General features: G+C 33.7%; 15 protein-coding genes and 2 pseudogenes. 15 read left to right on the top strand and 2 right to left on the bottom strand.

Features of this window, described 5'->3' with window-relative positions; genetic code table 11:
• The first annotated feature begins 81 nt into the window (after positions 1-81).
• The 8 genes and pseudogenes from rsfS to ACPWTF_RS21800 all read left to right on the top strand — a co-directional run bounded on the left by rsfS (position 82) and on the right by ACPWTF_RS21800 (position 6,831).
• A complete protein-coding gene (rsfS, locus tag ACPWTF_RS21835; RefSeq protein ID WP_095930844.1) occupies positions 82-453 on the top strand; it encodes a ribosome silencing factor in 372 nt (123 codons plus the stop codon).
• Between the two features lie 15 nt (positions 454-468).
• Positions 469-2,394, top strand: coding sequence for an ATP-dependent zinc metalloprotease FtsH (gene ftsH / locus ACPWTF_RS21830; RefSeq protein WP_250835603.1), 1,926 nt, complete (start codon positions 469-471; stop codon positions 2,392-2,394).
• Positions 2,395-2,510: 116 nt separating this feature from the next.
• Positions 2,511-3,116, top strand: a complete 606-nt coding sequence (locus ACPWTF_RS21825) for a lactate utilization protein B/C (protein ID WP_095930846.1) — start codon at positions 2,511-2,513, stop codon at positions 3,114-3,116.
• A 1-nt stretch (position 3,117) separates the two neighbouring features.
• Positions 3,118-4,008 (top strand): annotated as a pseudogene (locus ACPWTF_RS21820) (phosphatidate cytidylyltransferase).
• Entirely contained in the window at positions 3,998-4,651 is a 654-nt protein-coding gene (locus tag ACPWTF_RS21815; RefSeq protein ID WP_320492463.1) for a phosphatidylserine decarboxylase family protein, read from the top strand. The pseudogene ACPWTF_RS21820 and the gene ACPWTF_RS21815 overlap by 11 nt, the downstream one beginning before the upstream one ends.
• Complete coding sequence (locus tag ACPWTF_RS21810) at positions 4,652-4,921, top strand: acyl-CoA-binding protein (RefSeq protein WP_248726295.1); 270 nt, start codon at positions 4,652-4,654, stop codon at positions 4,919-4,921.
• Between the two features lie 6 nt (positions 4,922-4,927).
• Positions 4,928-5,707, top strand: a complete 780-nt coding sequence (locus tag ACPWTF_RS21805) for a superoxide dismutase (protein ID WP_427873050.1) — start codon at positions 4,928-4,930, stop codon at positions 5,705-5,707.
• 65 nt (positions 5,708-5,772) lie between these two features.
• Positions 5,773-6,831, top strand: a complete 1,059-nt coding sequence (locus ACPWTF_RS21800; protein WP_427873049.1) for a glycoside hydrolase family 130 protein — start codon at positions 5,773-5,775, stop codon at positions 6,829-6,831.
• A gap of 176 nt (positions 6,832-7,007) precedes the next feature.
• Here ACPWTF_RS21800 and ACPWTF_RS21795 read toward each other — a convergent pair whose 3' ends face one another.
• Positions 7,008-8,879: an alpha-amylase family protein gene (locus ACPWTF_RS21795; RefSeq protein ID WP_427873047.1), complete on the bottom strand. Its 1,872-nt coding sequence runs from the start codon at positions 8,877-8,879 to the stop codon at positions 7,008-7,010.
• A 284-nt stretch (positions 8,880-9,163) separates the two neighbouring features.
• Here ACPWTF_RS21795 and ACPWTF_RS21790 point away from each other — a divergent pair, with 284 nt between their 5' ends.
• The 7 genes and pseudogenes from ACPWTF_RS21790 to ACPWTF_RS21760 all read left to right on the top strand — a co-directional run bounded on the left by ACPWTF_RS21790 (position 9,164) and on the right by ACPWTF_RS21760 (position 18,414).
• The gene (locus ACPWTF_RS21790; protein ID WP_427873045.1) at positions 9,164-10,843 is read left to right on the top strand and encodes an OstA-like protein; all 1,680 of its coding nucleotides are present in this window, start codon (positions 9,164-9,166) and stop codon (positions 10,841-10,843) included.
• Positions 10,844-10,962: 119 nt separating this feature from the next.
• Positions 10,963-12,157: pseudogene (locus ACPWTF_RS21785) on the top strand (aspartate aminotransferase family protein).
• A 264-nt stretch (positions 12,158-12,421) separates the two neighbouring features.
• Positions 12,422-13,816 (top strand): tetratricopeptide repeat protein, encoded by a 1,395-nt coding sequence (locus ACPWTF_RS21780; protein ID WP_379801388.1) that lies wholly within the window; start codon positions 12,422-12,424, stop codon positions 13,814-13,816.
• A 2-nt stretch (positions 13,817-13,818) separates the two neighbouring features.
• The gene (locus ACPWTF_RS21775) at positions 13,819-14,571 is read left to right on the top strand and encodes a shikimate dehydrogenase family protein (protein ID WP_427873043.1); all 753 of its coding nucleotides are present in this window, start codon (positions 13,819-13,821) and stop codon (positions 14,569-14,571) included.
• 68 nt (positions 14,572-14,639) lie between these two features.
• On the top strand, positions 14,640-15,386 hold the full coding sequence (locus tag ACPWTF_RS21770) for a lipid A phosphoethanolamine transferase (protein WP_427873042.1): 747 nt from the start codon (positions 14,640-14,642) through the stop codon (positions 15,384-15,386).
• 248 nt (positions 15,387-15,634) lie between these two features.
• Complete coding sequence (locus tag ACPWTF_RS21765) at positions 15,635-17,614, top strand: DUF349 domain-containing protein (RefSeq protein ID WP_427873040.1); 1,980 nt, start codon at positions 15,635-15,637, stop codon at positions 17,612-17,614.
• A gap of 380 nt (positions 17,615-17,994) precedes the next feature.
• The gene (locus ACPWTF_RS21760) at positions 17,995-18,414 is read left to right on the top strand and encodes an OsmC family protein (RefSeq protein WP_095930858.1); all 420 of its coding nucleotides are present in this window, start codon (positions 17,995-17,997) and stop codon (positions 18,412-18,414) included.
• A gap of 61 nt (positions 18,415-18,475) precedes the next feature.
• Here the strand turns inward: ACPWTF_RS21760 and ACPWTF_RS21755 are convergent, their stop codons facing one another.
• A complete protein-coding gene (locus ACPWTF_RS21755) occupies positions 18,476-19,744 on the bottom strand; it encodes a tetratricopeptide repeat protein (RefSeq protein WP_427873038.1) in 1,269 nt (422 codons plus the stop codon).
• Positions 19,745-19,773 lie beyond the last annotated feature (29 nt).

Genomic DNA, 19,773 nt, shown 5'->3' with positions numbered 1-19,773 from the left:
AATATCTTAATTTAATATTTTGTTAAGGTTCAAAAATAATCACAAAATTTGGTAACTTTACAAATTCATATAAAATAATTCATGGCGAAAAAGACTATTAATAATGATGTTCTACTGGCGAACATAATCAAAGGGATTGAGGAAGTAAAAGGAAATGATATCGATATTCTTGACTTAAGAGAAATAGATACAGCTGTATGCGACTATTTTGTTATTTGCAACGGTAGCTCAAACACCCAAGTTAACGCCATCGTAAACTCAATTCAAAAAATTGTATCAAAAGACTTAAAAGATAAACCTTGGCACGTAGAAGGAACAGATAATGCAGAATGGGTTCTTATGGACTATGTACACATTGTAGTACACGTTTTCCAGAAGCACATTCGCGAATATTACAACATCGAAAGCCTTTGGGGCGATGCCAAAATAACTTCAATCGAGAACAAATACTAAAGAAACTTTCATTAAATGGCTAAAGATAATAATCCAAATCCGAATAAATTTAAAATAAGTCCTTGGTTAATATATACCGCAATACTTTTAGTTTTTTTATTCATAAGTTTTGCTACAGGAGGATCAAGCCTAAGCGAACCTGCTCAATTAACATCTTCTAAGTTCAATACGCTTTTGGAAAAAGGCCAGATTGAAAAAGTAATTGTTTACAATAAAGCAGAAGCTGAGGTGTATTTAAATGCTGCGGCTCTTAAAGACCCGGCAAACAAAAAAGTAGCTGAAGATATTTTCAAACAACCAAACAAAGGCCCGCACTATACGCTGGAAATTGGTAATGATCAAATCTTTCAGACTAAATTAGAAAAAGCAGTTAATGAGGGGAAATTGAAAGATTTCAACTTCCTTCAAAAAAATAACTGGAGCGATATTTTAATCAGCTTACTTCCTATCATCATCATTGTTGGTGTATGGATCTTTATTATGCGTAAAATGTCTGGCGGAGGCGCTGGAGGTGGAGGTCAGATTTTTAATATCGGGAAATCTAAAGCGAAACTTTTCGACGAAAAAACAGATATCAAAACTACATTTAAAGATGTGGCTGGTTTAGAAGGTGCTAAGGAAGAAATTCAGGAAATTGTTGAATTCCTTAAAAACCCAGAAAAATACACTAACCTTGGAGGTAAAATTCCAAAAGGAGCTTTATTGGTAGGGCCTCCTGGAACGGGTAAAACTTTACTAGCAAAAGCTGTTGCTGGTGAAGCGCAAGTACCTTTCTTCTCTTTATCTGGTTCAGATTTCGTTGAGATGTTTGTTGGAGTTGGTGCTTCACGTGTACGTGACTTATTCAAACAAGCTAAAGAAAAATCTCCTGCTATTATCTTTATTGATGAGATTGATGCTGTTGGTAGAGCAAGAGGAAAAAGTAATATGTCTGGCGGAAACGACGAGAGAGAAAACACTTTGAACCAATTACTAACAGAAATGGATGGTTTTGGTACAAACTCTAACGTAATTGTTTTAGCAGCAACAAACAGAGCTGACGTTTTAGACAAAGCTTTAATGCGTGCAGGACGTTTTGACAGACAAATTTTTGTTGACTTACCAGACATTCGCGAAAGAGCAGAAATCTTCAAAGTACACCTAGCTCCTATCAAAAAAGTTGAAGGTCTTGATTTAGATTTCTTAGCAAAACAAACTCCAGGTTTCTCTGGTGCTGATATTGCTAACGTTTGTAACGAAGCCGCACTTATCGCAGCTCGTAACAACAAAGCGGCTGTTGACAGACAAGACTTCCTTGATGCTGTAGATAGAATTATTGGTGGTCTTGAAAAGAAAAACAAAATCATTACTCCAGACGAAAAGAGAGCAATCGCAATTCACGAAGCTGGTCACGCTACTGTAAGTTGGATGTTAGAGCATGCTGCGCCACTTATTAAAGTTACAATTGTTCCTCGTGGACAAAGTTTAGGAGCTGCATGGTATTTACCAGAAGAAAGACAAATCGTAAGAACAGATCAGATGTTAGACGAAATGTGTGCTACTATGGGTGGTAGAGCTGCTGAAAAAGTAACTTTCGACAGAATTTCGACTGGTGCTTTAAGCGATTTAGAAAAAGTAACACGTCAAGCTCGTGCAATGGTAACTATTTACGGATTGAACGATAAAATTGGAAACGTTACCTATTACGATTCAACTGGACAAAATGAATACAATTTCTCTAAACCGTATTCTGATGAAACTGCAAAAATTATTGACAAAGAAATTTCAGAGTTAATCGAAGGTCAATATCAAAGAGCGATTCAGATTTTAGAGGAAAACAAAGACAAGTTAAACCAACTTGCTGATATTCTGATTGAAAAAGAAGTAATCTTTAAAGATGACTTAGAAAACATATTCGGAAAACGTACTTTTGACAAAAATTTAGAAGAAGTAGTTTCATAAATAATTACGAAAAACGTAATAAATTTTTAAAATCTTAATTCAAAAGTCCCTTTTGAATTAAGATTTTTTTATCTTTGAACGTTTTCAATTAACATGTAAAGCATTTCATATAAAAAATGAATTTTTTCAAAAAAATATTTGGCTCTAGTGAAGCCGCTTCTGACGAAGAGAACGAAAGCGAATATGCAGGTTCATCTGCGCAGAACAGTCATTTATCTTTAGACGAGCAATTTATTTTCAACTTCAAAAAAAATGGAGGAAAGTTCTTGTATTGCGAAAACATGGGAGAAGTTGCTGAACAGTTTGAAAACATTTTAGAAGAAAACGACTGGTTCGAGAATGAAGTTTTATGCTATGAGCAAGGCTTATTTGGCTTACTGGAAGAAAATAAATTATTTTATATCGCTCCAACTAACCCAAAATTTTTATTGGCTAGCTGCGAAAACCTTATAGCCGATGAAGGTTCTATCTTATTTTCATCAAAACAAATCAGACAAAATAAACCAAACGAATTACCTGCAAATATTGTTATTATAGCAACCACAAGCCAAATCCTTCCAATGAAAAGCGACGGATTAAGCGCTATAAAACGAAAATACGAAAGAGACTATCCTACTAATATCACTACAATAAAATATTTCGAAAAAGCGAAAGACGAAGATTTTACACAATACGGAAGTGTTGCGAAAAACCTTTATTTACTGCTTTTAGAAGATCTTTAAGATGAACGAAACACTGAAGAGTGCCATTTCTGGTGCTGTTTATATCGCTTTATTACTAACTTCGATATTGTTTTCTACCGAAAGCTTCATTACTCTTTTTGGTGTTTTCTTAATTATCACGATATACGAGTTTTCTAATATCGTAAACTTAAACAAAGTGTTTTCTATCCTTTTTGGAACTTTAGTTTATGCTTCAATTGTTTTGGTAAGTCATTACAACAAACAAACAACCAAGTTTCTTAACGACACCTTTAACACTAACATTAGTTTAGAAACCAATATTAAACAGCTCGATTTAATTCTTCTTGCTATAACTATTGTCGTTTCAATAAAATGCATCCTATTTTTATTCTACGATTCGGTTCAAAAAGTAAGTACTTCTTCAAAATATTTATATCTCCTTGGATATATTACGCTTCCTTTTGTATTTATCGTAAAAATCTCTTTTGGAACAAATGATTATAATCCGAAAATTATTATTGGTTTATTTGTTTTAATCTGAACCAATGATACTTTCGCCTATTTAGTTGGAAAATCAATGGGAAAACACAAATTATTTGAGCGAGTTTCTCCTAAAAAAACAATTGAAGGTTTTCTGGGTGGTGTTGTCTTTGCTGCTTTTGCTGGTTTTTTGATTTCTAAACTCTATATTCAGCCTAAACCCGAATTCAGCAATACATCAATCTTAATCTGGACTATTATCGCATTAATTGTGAGCATTTTTGGAACTATTGGAGACTTAATAGAATCCAAATTTAAACGAATTGCAGGTATAAAAGACAGCGGTTCGATAATGCCTGGTCACGGAGGTATTCTAGATCGATTAGATAGTGTTATATTTGTAGCACCAATTATATTTTTATTTTATCAAATTTTATATTATGTTTCATAAAGAGGGAGGCCCGTCCATTTTATTAGGTACTGTATTTACTGTAGCTGTACTTTTAATTGCTGATAAATTCATTGATATTGCTTGGCTGAGAATGCTTGTGCAATTTGCAGCGCTTGTAATTTTAATTATTATTTTACAATTCTTCAGAAATCCGAAAAGAATTGCAATTAGAAACAGTGATCATATCCTTGCTCCTGTAGATGGAAAAGTGGTGGTTATTGAAGAAGTTTATGAAGGAGAATATTTTAAAGATAAACGTTTACAGGTTTCTATTTTTATGTCGCCAATCAATGTGCACGTAACACGTTACGCAATGGATGGAATCATTAAATTTAGCAAATACCACCCTGGAAAATTCCTTGTTGCTTGGCACCCAAAAGCAAGTGAAGAAAACGAAAGAACTACAGTAGTAATCGAAAATGAAACTTTCGGCGCTATTTTATACAGACAAATTGCTGGTGCATTGGCTCGTAGAATTGTAAACTACGCTAAAGAAGGAATGCAGGTTGTTCAAGGAACTGACGCTGGTTTCATTAAATTTGGATCAAGAGTCGATTTATTTTTACCTTTAGGTACACCAATCAATGTGGAATTAAACCAAAAAGCGATTGGAGGAAAAACAATTATTGCTACAAAAGCATAAATGGCTGATAAAGATTTAGATATTCGCTTCACTAAAGCCGTAGAAGCCGCAATGGCAATGACTCAGGCTTCACTGCCGCAAGATGTGCAGTTAAGACTTTATGCTTTTTACAAACAGGCTACTTTTGGAACGGCTGTATACAATCAATCTGAGAATTTTGATTTGCGAAATGCTTTTAAAACCAATGCCTGGATGCAGATAAGTCATATGTCTGTAGACGAAGCCAAAGAAAATTATATCGAGATCATCAATTCATTAACATCAAAATAAAACATTATGAAGAAAAACGTTGTTATTTTAAGCACTTTAACTTCATTTTTACTATTATTTTCTTGTAAAGAAGATAAACTGACAGAAGTAGTTGAAGTTCCTCTTCCAACAAAAGAAGAAAAAATTACTATTGGTTCGCCAAATGATGTTAAAGCCGATCCAGGCTCTTTTGAAATGACGAAACTGCCATTTAATTATGACGCTCTTGCTCCTGATATTAGAACCTTAACTTTAGAAACGCATTATTCTAAACATTACTTATCGTATACCAACGCTTTTAATAAAGAGATTGTCTCGACTGAGTTTGAAAACATGCCTCTTGAAGACATTTTAAAAAAAATGCCTCTTACGAATTTAAAACTCCGTCAAAATGCTGGAGGATATTATAATCATACGCTTTATTTTAATATTCTGACACCAAAAGAGCAGACCCCAAAAGACACTCTTGCTGGTTCTATTAATAAAGAATTTGGTTCTTTTAATAATCTGACCAATCAATTTAAGGCACAGTCAGAAAAGCAGTTTGGTTCTGGATGGGTTTGGCTGGTTGTAGATCGATATGGTAAATTGCAAATTACCACAACTGATAACCAAGATAATCCGCTGATGAAAAATGCTTTGATTCCAGGAACTCCAATTATGGGAATTGATCTTTGGGAACATGCTTACTATTTAGATTATCAAAACCGAAAAGGCAGTTATATTGACGCTTTTTACAATCATATAAATTGGGAAAAAGTGAACGAATATTACGTTGAAGCACTCAAAAAGGTTAAAAAAGTATAGAAAAAAAGCTGATGCAATTAAGTATCAGCTTTTTTTTATACCTTTTAGGTACTCAAACGAAGATCATGAAAGACATTGCCAATCGTTTTACCGAAAATCCCATATTATCTCCGTCAGATATACCGCCTAGTAGAGAAGGTTTAGAAATTACCTGTCTATTGAATCCTGGCGTGTTTCGGTTTCAAAACAAAATCTGGCTAGCGGTGCGTGTTGCCGAAAGACCAAAGCAAATTGAAAACATTATTTCTTTTCCAATACTAACAGAAGCAGGAACTATTCAGATTATTGAAATTCTAAAAGATCATCCGGAACTTATTGCAACAGATGCACGCGTAATTAATTATCAAGGCATTGATTATTTGACCACATTATCACATATTCGATTGTTATGCAGCGAAGACGGAAAACGATTTTATGAACCTGAAGATTATCCACATTTAGTTGGCGAAGGAATACTAGAAACGTTCGGAATTGAAGATTGCCGGGTTTCTCTCATTGAAGGAAAATATTACCTCACTTTTACATCCGTTTCTCCTAGTGGTGTAGGCGTTGGATTAAGAACCACAATCGACTGGAAGAATTTCGAAAAACATGGACTGATATTTCCTCCTCACAATAAGGACTGTGCCATTTTTGAAGAAAAAATAAACGGCTTATTTTATGCCTTGCATCGTCCTAGCAGTGTAGATATTGGCGGAAACTACATTTGGATTGCTTCTTCTCCAGATGGAATTCATTGGGGAAATCATAAATGCATTATCAAAACCAGAAAAGATAGTTGGGACAGCAAAAGAGTTGGCGCTGGAGCTGCTCCGATAAAAACAGAATTAGGCTGGCTAGAAATTTATCATGGAGCCAACGAATTTCATCAATATTCTTTAGGTGCTTTTTTATTGGATTTAGAAGATCCTACAAAAGTGATTTCGAGAACCGAAACTCCTATTATGTTTCCTAAAACAAATTACGAATTAAGCGGTTTCTTTGGAAATGTCGTTTTCACAAACGGTCATATTCTTGATCCAGATGGCGATACACTAACTGTTTATTACGGCGCTTCAGATGAATTTGTCTGCGGCGCAACATTTTCCATTAAAGAGATTCTTTCGTTGCTTAAAAAAATTTAAAACAAAAAAATATTTAACACATAGAAACATAGATTTTAATACTAAAAAAAAAGAATATTAAAGAAACTAGTTTCCACACATAGACGCTATGTGTATTTAAACTAGTGAAACGCCTTTTTCAAGTTTTCTAAGCTATGTTTCTATGTGTTAAAAATCAACTCAAAAGATGAGCTAGTTTATTTTAATTCCAAAATCAAAGATTCTGAAGGCTGAATGGAAACTTTAGCTTCTCCTTCTCCATTTTGCACTTTCAATACAAATGTTTTGTTTTGATACAGTTGCTCTTTCAATTGATATTCTCCTTCTTTTAAATTCCATTTTGAAATAAGTGATGACGGAACTTTTAAATTGAATTCATTTCCTTTCTCAGAAGAAAAATTAGCAATTAGGATCAATTTTTGATTTTCAGACCAACGCGCATAAGAATACAACAGTGCATCATAACCTTCATTATTTTGTCTATTTGCAGATTGAATCTCTTCAAAACTTCCCATCAAAGCGCTGCTGCTAATAGTAAAATTCAATAATCGTTTGTAAAAATCACGGAGCTGTTTTTCAGATTCAGAAAGCTTTCCTCCATCAAATTTACCGTCATTCATCCAGCGCTGATGATTTGGAACTCCAATATAATCAAAAATCGAGGTTCTTGATCGTTTTCCAAAACCTGCATCTTCGTTCCCTGCCTCTCCTACTTCTTGTCCAAAATAAATCATTGTTGGCGAAGTACTAATTGTTGCTGAAACCACCATTAAAGGCTTTCCTCTTTCTGGAGTTCCTGCAAATTCTGGACTTGCTAAGCGCTGTTCGTCATGATTGTCAAGAAAATGAAGCATATGATGCTCGATATCTGCCATTCCGTCTTGGATTTTGGTTAATTCGTCTGGCGAAGATTTTCCGCGAATAACATCTTTCAGCTTATCGTACGTCTCTACTTTATCATACAGATAATCCATTTTTCCTAAGCGGATATAATTTCGATATTCATTCGGATTGTAAACTTCAGCCAACAAAAACGCATTTGGATTTTTCATTTTAATCGAAGAGTTCATATAACTCCAGAATTCATACGGAACCATTTCGGCCATATCGTAACGAAATCCATCAACACCCTTTGTTGTCCAGTATAACGCAATATCTCTAAACTTTTTCCAAGAATCGGGAACCTCTTTGTCTTGCCAAAAAGCAAAATGTTCCTGATAGGATTTCTGATCAAAGCCAGCAGGAAGTTCAGGAAAATCTTTAGTCCCATCTGGGCGTACTCCGTAATTTACTTTTACCGTTTCGTACCAGTCGTTTTGATCTGGTTTAATTTTACGAGAACCGTTCCCTGTCCATTTTGCCGGATTTTCATCAAAAAAACCATCAATCATTGGATTTTTTTCTCCGTTTAAAGGAATATCTCCGTCAGGAATTTCAAAATGCTGCTTCGGAATGTAATAGAAATTGTTATCTCTTTTGTATTCAACCGTAACATCATCTTCCGCTCCAAAATCCTTCACCCCTTCTGGATTCGATTTTCCGTCATATTTTCTGGCAATATGATTCGGGACAATATCAATAATCACTTTCAAACCAGCATTATGAGTACGTTTTATTAGAGCTTCAAATTCTTCTAATCGCTTTGCAGGATTTACAGCCAAATCTGGATTTACATTATAATAATCTTTCACGGCATAAGGAGAACCTGCGCGACCTTTTATCACTTCTGGATCATCATTTGAAATTCCGTACGCTGTATAATCACGCACTAAAGCATGATGCGGAACTCCCGTGTACCAAATGTAAGTAACACCTAAATCTTTTATTTCATGAAGGGCTTTATCCGTAAAGTCATTAAACTTTCCAACACCGTTCTCCTCAATAGTTCCCCATGGTTTGTTGGTTGTATTTTTATTTCCAAATAGGCGTGTAAATACTTGATAGACTACAACTTTTTTATCTGTTGCAGCATTTTCGTTTGAAGTACTCATTTTTAAATCTTTTGTTTTACAGGCTGAAAAAAGTACAGTTAATGTAATTCCGACTGCAATTATTTTTTTACTTATCATGTTTTTAGGCTATTCTTATCTTGTTTTTTTCGTTCCATTTCTAAAAAGAATGGAAACAATTTTCTAAAAATAGCTCATTTTTTAAAACTTCGAAAACGATTTATCTAATTTACACCGTTTTCAGCTCAAAAGACAACTACTACAACGTGAGAGTTTGTTATTTTGTTGAAAAATTAAATAATGCCTAAATTGAACTTTGGACTGTTAATGACTAATTATAAATTAATGCTAATAACCGCCACAGGTTCTATCCTTTTTTATAAATTTGACAAAAATTTAATCAGTTGAAGAAATCACTCTTTTTCATATTTACTTGTCTGTCTTTTTTAAGCGTTCAATTCACTTTCGCGCAAGCAAAAAAACCTGCTCAATCTCCGAAAACAATTGTCATCGAGAATGCCGACTTTTCTGACGTGGATCAAGTTAATGTACCTGATGCGCTTTTACTTACTGGAAATGTAAAAGTGAATCATGATGGTGTTGTGCTAACTTGCAACAAAGCTTACTTTTTTCAAAAAGAAAATTATTTAAAAGCATTCGGAAATGTACAATTAGTACAAGGAGATACTTTATTCTTGAATAGTAAATATGCGGAATATAGCGGAAATGAAAAGAAAGCTTTTGCTACAGGAAATGCGGTTTTAACTTCTCCTGACGCCACTTTGCAAACTGATACTATTAATTTTGACAGAAATGTTCAGGAAGCATTTTACAATACAAAAGGTACGATCGTAAACAAAGACAATACTTTGGTCAGTAAATCTGGAAGGTATTATGTAAAAGAAAAGAAATTTCAGTTCTTGACTGAAGTTACGATTACGAATCCGAAATATGTGATTAAATCAAACCATTTGGATTATTACAGCAATTCTGGACATACGTATCTTCTTGGCCTCTCAACTATTACAAGTAAAGCCAATTATATTTATACCGAAAAAGGTTTTTACGATACGAAGAAAAACTTAGCCCATTTTCTACGAAGGTCGTACATTAAGTACGATGACCGACTTATAGAAGGCGATAGTTTGTATTATAATCGAAATATTGAATTTGCATCGGCAACACGAAATGTAAAAATTACCGATTCCATTAACAAAGGAATTGTAAAAGGCCATTACGCAGAGCTTTACAAACTCAAGGATTCGATGTTTGTAACCAAAAGAGCTGTTGCCATCAATTTAGTTGAGAATGATTCGGTTTACATTCACGGAAAAAAATTAATGGTAACAGGTAAAGAAGGCGAACGAATTCTGCGCGCTTTTAACAATGTCCGTTTTTACAAGACAGATATGAGCGGTAAGTGCGATTCTATACACTCAGATTCTAAAAGTGCTTTGACAAAGCTTATAGGAAATCCGATTCTTTGGAATGGCGACAACCAAATTACGGGCGACGTAATGCACTTAATTGGCGACAATAAAACGAGGAAAATTGATTCTTTGAAGGTGCTCAATAATACTTTCGTACTCTCCAAGGACACGCTCGGGACAGGTTTCAATCAAGTCAAGGGAATTAATTTGTTTGGAAAATTCCGGGATGGAAAACTGCATGATGTTGATGTCATTAAAAACACCGAAGTCATTTATTACATGAGAAATGATGCCAACGAGCTAATTGGTATCAATAAAAATGTCAGCAGTAAAATCAACATGATATTGGAAAATAATGCGATCGAAACCATTACTTTCTTTAATAAAGTGGACGGTGATATTTTTCCTGAAGACGAACTTCCAGAAAATGCTCGAAAACTTCGAGGAATGAAATGGCGAGGCGATGAAAGAATAAAGTCTAAAGACGATATTTTTTCTGCAGAAGATAATGAACTCAATGAAAAACTGATTAAAGAAGGAAAAGATCAAGAGGAAAAAGGTAAAAACGTTCCACTGAAAATTAGGAAAGAAACCTTGAATTACGACAAGAAGAAACCAGCTGCCAAAGCGGAACCGAAGCCTAAAATTAAGTAGTTTTCAGTCTCAGTGACAGTTTAAAGTTCTACGATAATTTAAAACACAAAGTTAACTGAAGCGTAAAGTTAAAAGACCTTAGAATCTTAGTATCTCAGTACCTTAGCAACTTAAAAAAAATGAATCCAGATTTTATAAAATACCAAGCGCAAACTTCTCCTTACCCACTCGGAATGGAAGTTTCGCATGCCATTGGCTCTTACATATACGACACAAACGATAAAAAATATTTAGATTTTGTTGCTGGAGTTTCGGCGTGTACTTTAGGACATCAGCATCCGAGAGTAAATCAGGCGATAAAAGATCAATTAGACAAATATTCGCATGTAATGGTTTACGGAGAATACTCTCAGAGTCCAGCCGTACAATATTGCAAATTAATGGCCTCTCTACTTCCAGAATCTTTAAACAAAACCTATTTGGTCAATTCTGGTACAGAAGCGATTGAAGGCTCTTTAAAATTAGCCAAACGAGTTACAGGACGCAGTCAGCTTATTTCATGTCATAATGCTTATCATGGAAACACCATGGGTTCGATGAGCGTTATGGGATTTGAAGAAAGAAAACAAGCTTTCAGACCTTTGCTTCCAGATGTTGATTTTATTACTTTCAATAACGAAGAAGATCTGCAAAAAATAACTACAAAAACGGCAGCCATTCTTTTAGAAACCATTCAAGGAGGCGCCGGTTTTATTCAGCCAGAAGATAATTTCCTTCAAAAAGTACGTAACCGCTGTGATGAGGTTGGTGCTTTAATGATTGTTGATGAAATTCAGCCTGGTTTTGGAAGAACAGGAAAACTCTTTGGTTTCCAAAATTATGACGTTGTTCCAGATATTGTGGTTATGGGTAAAGGAATGGGCGGCGGAATGCCAGTTGGTGCTTTTACTGCTTCTGCCGAAAAAATCGGACCTTTTAACAGAGAATCCAAAACTAGGGCATATTACCACTTTTGGAGGTCACCCTGTCATTGCGTCAGCTTGCTTGGCTACTTTGCAAGAATTAACTGAAACAAATTTAATGGCAGAAACGCTGGAGAAGGAAAAACTCTTCAGATCGCTTTTGGTACATCCTTTGATTAAAGAAGTTAGAGGAAAAGGATTAATGCTTGCCACTATGACAGAATCGGCAGATATTACAAACGAAGTCATTTTAACCTGTCAAGACAGAGGACTTATTTTATTCTGGCTTTTATTTGAAGGATGCGCGATACGAATTACACCTCCTTTGACTATTTCTGAAGACGAAATTAGAGAAGGTTGTGCCATTATTTTAGACGTGATGGACGAAATAATGAAGAAGAGCAATAACTAAAATACAAAACTATTTGGAGCGCTGTTTTAATAAAACTGACAGAAATTAAAGCTCCATTTCTATTTCAAAAAAGTCTTCCGATACCAATAAAAAAATGACAAAACCGAAGCTAATCCCTTGACAACAAAGGAGATTTCTTCCCAAAATAGAATAAAAAACGCCATATATTGTTAATTAAATTGTTCAAAACAATTAATTTCTTATCCTTACAGCGATTATATGGTTGCCTAAATTTATAACAGGCTAATTTCAAATATACGAAGTATGCAATTAAGCAACGAAGAAGAAGATTATAACCTATCCCTATCCAAATTTGAGTCGATGTTAAAAACTAACAAAGTGCTCTTTTTTGATTCTGAAGAATTTGAGGAAATCATTCTTCATTATTTAGACATAGGTAAGGCTAATTTAGCAAAAAAGGCCTTAAAACTTGCATTAGATCAGCATCCAAAATCTACAGGCTTAAAGTTAGTACAAGTAGAAATGCTGGTTTATGATGACAAACTCGACATTGCTGAAAAGCTTTTGAATGAGTTATACGCAATTGAACCCAACAACGAGGAAATCTATATTCAGAAAGCCAATATCTGCTCAAAAAGAGATCAGCACGAAAAAGCGGTTGAACTGTTAAAAATCGCGCTTCAATACACTGATGATTACGCTGATGTGTACAATTTGATCGGAATGGAATATCTTTTTATGGATAATCTTGAGCTTGCAAAAGACAGTTTTATCAAATGCCTTGAAGAAGACTTAGAAGATCAATCTGCTCTTTATAACGTAGTGTATTGCTTTGAGTTTTTAGACCAAAATCAAGAAGCTATTGTTTATCTAAACGATTACATCAACAGAAACCCTTACAGCGAAATCGCTTGGCATCAGCTTGGACGCCTTCATTATGGCATAAAAGAATATGAAGCAGCAATTCGTGCATTTGATTATGCAACGCTGATTGATGATGAATTTTTAGGCGCTTTTATGGAAAAAGCAAAAGCTTACGAGCGTCTAAAAAAATACAATGAAGCAATTGAAAGTTATAACAGAACCATCGAATTGGACGATGCGACTTCGTATGCCCTTCTTCGAATTGGAAAATGTTATGAAAAACTTGGAAATTTAGCGAAAGCAATCCAATATTATAACCAAACTGTACATGAAGATCCGCTTTTAGACAAAGGCTGGATTGCGATTACAGATTTTCATCTTCGCCAGAAAAACTATCAAAAAGCATTATTTTTTGTAAATAAAGCTTTAGCGATTGACAATCAGAATCGTTTGTATTGGAAAAGATATGCTACAATCAACAAACAAATGAATTTCTTTGAAGAAGCCGAATTCGGTTTTAGAAAAGCGGTTGAATTTGGAGATTATGCCTTAGACACTTGGTTGTACTGGGTTGATATTCTTCAGTTTTTAGGAGAATTTGAAACCGCTATTCAAACTTTATTGCAAGCTTCAGAATATTTCCCTGAAGAAAACGAAATCGAATATCGTTTGGCAGGATTGTATTTTATGATTCAAGATAACACAAAAGCTAAATTCCACTTAAGCAATGGCTTACGTCTAAATTTTGATAATTATATCTTAATTGAAGACTTATTCCCAGTTGTTTGGGCAAAAAAAACAGTAAAAAATTATATAGAAAAACATCGTAAATAAGAATGGTTGATATTTTATTAAGAAGACGTTTTGGATTATTAGGACGCAACATAAGCTACTCTTTTTCAAAAGGTTATTTTACAGAAAAATTTAATAATGAAGTTTTTGCTGGCAACAGCTATGAGAATTTTGACATTTCTGGAATTAATTACTTCACAGAATTAATTAAAAACAATCCTGATTTAAAGGGTTTAAATGTTACTATTCCGTACAAAGAACAAGTTATTCCATTCTTAGATAAATTATCAAAAAAAGCCACTCTAATTGGCGCTGTTAATACCATTAAATTTACCAAAAACGGCAAATTAAAAGGATACAATACCGATTATTACGGATTCAAAAAGTCTCTTAAGCCACTATTAGAGCCGCATCATAAAAAAGCGCTTATTTTAGGAACAGGAGGCGCTTCTAAAGGTGTTGCTTTTGCTTTGGACGAATTGGATATTCCGTATACTTTTGTTTCTCGAGAAGCAAAAGAAAACATCATTGACTATGATTTGATCAATGCAACTACTTTTGACAATTTTCAAATTATAATCAACTGTACGCCAGTTGGAACAAGCCCAAATATTGAAGCTTGTCCGAATTTGCCATACGAGTATTTCACAGAAAAACACATTGCTTACGATTTAATCTATAATCCAGCAGAAACCACTTTCTTACGAAAAGCAAAAGAAATGGGCGCTGTAATTAAAAATGGTCACGATATGCTTATTTTTCAAGCTGAAAAAGCATGGAAAATCTGGAATAAATAAAATAAGTATCAAAAAATAAAATGTTAATGTATTTTTCGTACTTTTAATCCACTAACTAACAAGTGGTTATGAAGAAAATACAATTACTTAGCATTTTATTTTTTTTATTACACAACCTACTTTCAGCTCAAAACGCAGACACTATACAAAGTCCGTTATCTGAGCCTCGCTATCATTATTTTCTTAAAACAATTTTGTTTTACAATGAGTATCTAGATACCGACAAAGGTTCTTTTAACACCACACAAGTTCGTTTCTTACTACCAATTGGCAATAAAGCCTGGAATCTACGTTTTGATCTTCCTTTGGTTTCTACTAATACGACTTCAACCAACAAAACAGCCATTGGAGATGTTGGAGGCGGAATCAGTTTTATTCCTTACTTAAGAAATAACAACGGTATTGCGGTAAGAACCCGAGTTTATTCTAACACAGCCGAAGATCCAAATTTTGGAACCGGAAAATGGGTTGTCATGCCCGCTATGGTTTACGGAAGATATTTCAATCAAAAAAAGTTTCTGCTACTGACTACGGTTGAATATCAGCAGAGTTTTGCTGGAAATAGTGATCGTTCCGACATTAGCACTGCACTTTTAGAAAATCTGTTGATGCATTTTTTTGGAAAAAACTGGATTTCTGGAGATGTAGCACTTCGATATAATACTGTTATTGAAGGCTTTCAAAATAACGCTTTTATTGAATTTGGAAGGAAAATTACACCTTCAAATCTTGTTTACATACACCCGAGCGCTGGTTTCGGCCCTAACAGAACCTATAATTGGGGAATGGAAGTTGGAGTGTTGATTCTTTTTTAATTTAAAATAATAGCAAAATAAGTCCTAAAAAATTAGATTATTGAGAGTCTATTTTATTTACAATGCCAATTTTGAATTTATATATCCTTCAGCAATTCGCTAAAAACAGATTCAACATACTAGAAAACTTTCAGAAAGAATAGGAATTTCATCGTAAAATACCGTATAAACAAGTGATTTATTTTGTATTTAGAAACACCTTTACTATCTTTCGCATTGTTTAAAATAAAAACCTTATACATTTAAAGATGTTAGAAGAAAAGAATGATAACCTGCATGAAGCAGACGGAAAATCTGGAATCGAAATAAATGATTCTGTAGCAAATGATGCAATCGAAACATCAGATTCTGAAACTTTGACCGAAAATTTGGTCTCAGAAACTGAAAATGAAGTAGAAAAACAAGAAAATGATCATCAAGAAGCATTAGATGTCATTACAAATTCAAATGCTGCTGAAAGTGAAGACGAAACGTTAAAGGATCGTCATGACATTCCTATGCAGGATTACAACACTTTCTCACTTGACGCTCTTGTTGATGAACTTAAAAAATTGGTTAATATAGACAAAGTAATGTCTGTAAAAGATCATATTGAAGAAATCAAAAAAGCTTTTTTACTACAGTATCACCATCTTATAGAGGAGAAAAAAGAAGAATTTTTAGCTTCTAATCCAGATCCTAATGAAGAATTTGAATATCATCTTCCTTTAAAATCAAAATTTGACGAATATTATAATGTTTTTAGAGATAAAAGAAATGCTCATTTTAAACATTTACAAACCAATCTAAAAAGCAATTTAGAGAATCGTCTGGCTATTGTTGAAGAATTAAAGGAACTAATCAATCCGCAAGAAAACATCAAAGACACTCTTAAGCATTTTAATGAATTAAGAGAAAGATGGAAAAATGCTGGAGCAATTCCAAAAGACAAATACAATCACGTTTGGAACAATTACCATTTTCATGTAGAAAACTTCTACGATTATCTACACTTAGATCGTGAGGCTAGAGATTTAGATTTTAAACATAATTTAGAACTAAAACAAAAGATTATAGCGCGCGTTGAAGAATTGGTAAATGATACCGATGTAAGCAAATCTTTCCGCGAATTACAGGATTTACACAGAATCTGGAAGGAAGAGATCGGACCCGTTTCTAAAGAGCACCGTGATGCCATCTGGAATCAATTTAGCGAATTGACTAAAAAAATACACGATAAAAGAGAACTTTTGTTTGAAAGCCAAAGAGCAAACGAGCAAAAAAATCTTGAAACCAAAAAAGAAATTATTGCTAAAATTGAAGTGCTTGGAAGCGAAAAAGTAAATTCTCATTCGCAATGGCTTATTCAGATTCAGAAAGTAGAAGAGTTAAGAAACGAGTTCTTCGCTGCTGGAAAAGTACCTTCTGAAGTAAATGAAGAAACTTGGGCAGCATTTAAAACTGCTGTTCGAAACTTCAACGCTTTCAAAAATTCTTTTTATAAGGATATCAAAAAAGACCAAAACGATAATTTAAATAAAAAACTGGCTCTTGTTGCAAAAGCTAAAGAATTACAAGAAAGCACTGATTTCTCAGCTACAACTCCTGTAATGAAACAGATCCAGGAAGAATGGAAACAAATTGGCCATGTTCCTAAAAAATATTCCGATAAAATCTGGAAAGAATTTAAGGATGCCTGCAACCATTATTTTGATAAATTAAAAGAGCATAAATCGGAAGAGAACAGTGAAGAAGTTGCCGCTTTTGACAACAAAAAAGCATACTTAGACACTTTAAGATCTTTCCAATTGACTGGAGATCACAAAACAGATTTAGATGCCATAAAAGCACATATTGAAACTTGGAAAGGATTTGGTAAAGTTCCTTTCTCTAGAAGACACATAGAAGGGAAGTTCAATAAAATCTTAGATGCTCTTTTTGAGAAACTAAGCTTAAGCAAAAAAGAATCTGAAATGATGCGTTTTGCAAATCGTATTGATTCTTTATCTGACAGCAATGATACGCGTAAATTAGACAATGAAAAAATCTTTATTATGCGTAAAATTGAGGAAGTTCAAAATGAAATTTTCCAGTTAGAAAATAACATTCAGTTCTTTACCAATACTAAAAATGCTAAAAAAGAGAATTCAATAGTTACAGAAGTTCGTAAAAACATTGCCATTCACAAAGAAAGCCTTGAAGTTTGGAAAGATAAATTGAAACAATTAAGAAACTTGGGACAAGAATAAATACTAGAAATTCCAATTTTTTAAATTCCAAATTCCAATTAACAACGCTTAATTGGAATTTGGAATTTTATTTTTTTTATAATTTAAAAAGATGCAATAACAATCCATTGTGTCTTTTTTTTATGATGCAAAACTTTGTCAAAGTTTCAAACTTTGACAAAGATTATAAAACCTCGAACAAACTTAAAAACTTTGCGTGCCTTGCGTAAACCCTTGCGTACTTTGCGGTTAAAACTCACTACAACCTAAAACCCAAAACTTAACAATCTCATTAAATTTCATAAAACTATTCTGCAAAATATTGATTATATTTGAGTTACCACTATTAACTGGCAATTAAACAAATAACATTTAATACTAATTTTTTAAATAAGGAGAATATGAAATTTACAAGAAAAGCACACGCCAACTGGCAAGGAACCGGTATGGAAGGAAAAGGAACAATAAGCACGCAAAGCACCACATTAGATAATGCACAACTGTCTTTTAAAACAAGATTTGCTGATGGCGTTGGTACAAATCCAGAAGAATTGGTTGCCGCAGCGCATTCAGGGTGTTTTACCATGCAATTAAGTTTTTTATTGAATGAAGCAGGTTTTACAGCCGATGATTTAACCACCGAAGCGACAGTAACTTTTGAAGACGGATCTATTACTTTAATTCATTTAGATTTAAAAGGGAAAGTACCATCAATTTCTGCCGAAGAGTTTGCTTCAACGGCTGCCAAAGCAAAAGAGATCTGTCCGATTTCAAAACTATTAAATACCACCATTACTTTATCTGCTGAATTAATCAGCTAAAAGCATAAAAAAAACCATCCGCCAAGGCGGATGGTTTTTTATTTATTTTAAAAAGCAGTGCTTACATTTTTGCTTTCAAAGCTTTAGCTTCTGCAGTCATTTCAAGAGCATTGTAAACTCCTAATAATGTTTTAGAAACATCCTCGTTTTTAGGATCTAATTCGTTAGCTTTTTTAAGGTAAGGAATAACTCCTTTGAAAACAGCTTCTCTTTGTGCTTTTAAAACATCGTAACGTTTCATGTCTTTAGTAGAAGTACCTAATTTATTCATCTCGTCGATGATTGGTTTTTCAGCTTCTAATTTTAAAGCAGCAAGATTCAAGTAAGCATTTGTATACTCAGGATTGATTTCAATTGCTTTTAAGTAATATTTCTCTGCGTCAGCAGTGTTTTTAGCTCCAGAGCTAATTACTCCTAAATTGAATACTAAATCAGCATTTTTTGGATCTTTTTCCAAAGCTTCACCAACTAATTTTTTGTATGTCTCGTAATCTTTACTTTCTAAGTATAAATTTGCTTCAGTAAGAATTAAAGAAGAATCTTCTGGGTTTGCTTTTCTAGCATCAGAGATTGCTTTTTTAGCATCTTCAGTACGTCCCTTTTGAACTAAAATTAAAGCTAAGTTTTTGTAGATTTCACCTCTTTTAGAAGGAATAGCTTCCGTTTTAGGTTTTTCGTGAGTTCCTAATTTAACAGCTAAATCTCTTTCTTTAGCGTTAGCAAAGTTATCTTCACTTCCGTTAGCTTTGTTTACAGCTAAGTACAAAGTTCCTTTTCCAGAAAAGTTTAATTTTTTCAACTCTTCATACATTGGCAAAGCAAGATCATAATCTTGTGAATTCACAGCTGTAGAAGCTGCATAATACAAGTTGATTGTATCTTTCTTGTCTAACTCGTATGCTTCATACAATTTCTTTGCACCTTCAGCATGTTTATTTACTTGCGTGTCAGCAATTGCAGAATTAATTAATAATCCTTTAATGTTAGTAATTGACGCTGCTGCTTGTGTAGAATATTTTTGTTTTCCTGAAGATTTTTCTACATCAATTAATTTCTTGTAGCTGTCTGCTGCTGCTAATAAGTTTTTACCCTCTTCAACCTTTTTGTTTGCAAGGTCAAGAAAAGCATTTCCTTGAACGAAATAGTATTGTGCTTGTTCTGTATCTTTAGCATTTGCAATTAAGTTCTCTGCATCTTTCAATTGAGCAATAGCGCCTTGTGCGTCTCCGCCTTTTAATGCCTTTTCAGCATTCTTAATTTGATCTTTCTGAGCAAACGTAGCTACAGAGATCAGTAATGCTGATGCAAGTATTACATATTTACTTTTCATAATGGTATTATTTGTTTGTATTTAATTTT

This window comes from Flavobacterium sp. MMS24-S5 (assembly GCF_050320125.1).
GTDB classification, from domain to species: Bacteria; Bacteroidota; Bacteroidia; order Flavobacteriales; family Flavobacteriaceae; genus Flavobacterium; species Flavobacterium tyrosinilyticum.
This window is presented reverse-complemented; position numbering and strand designations above follow the sequence as displayed.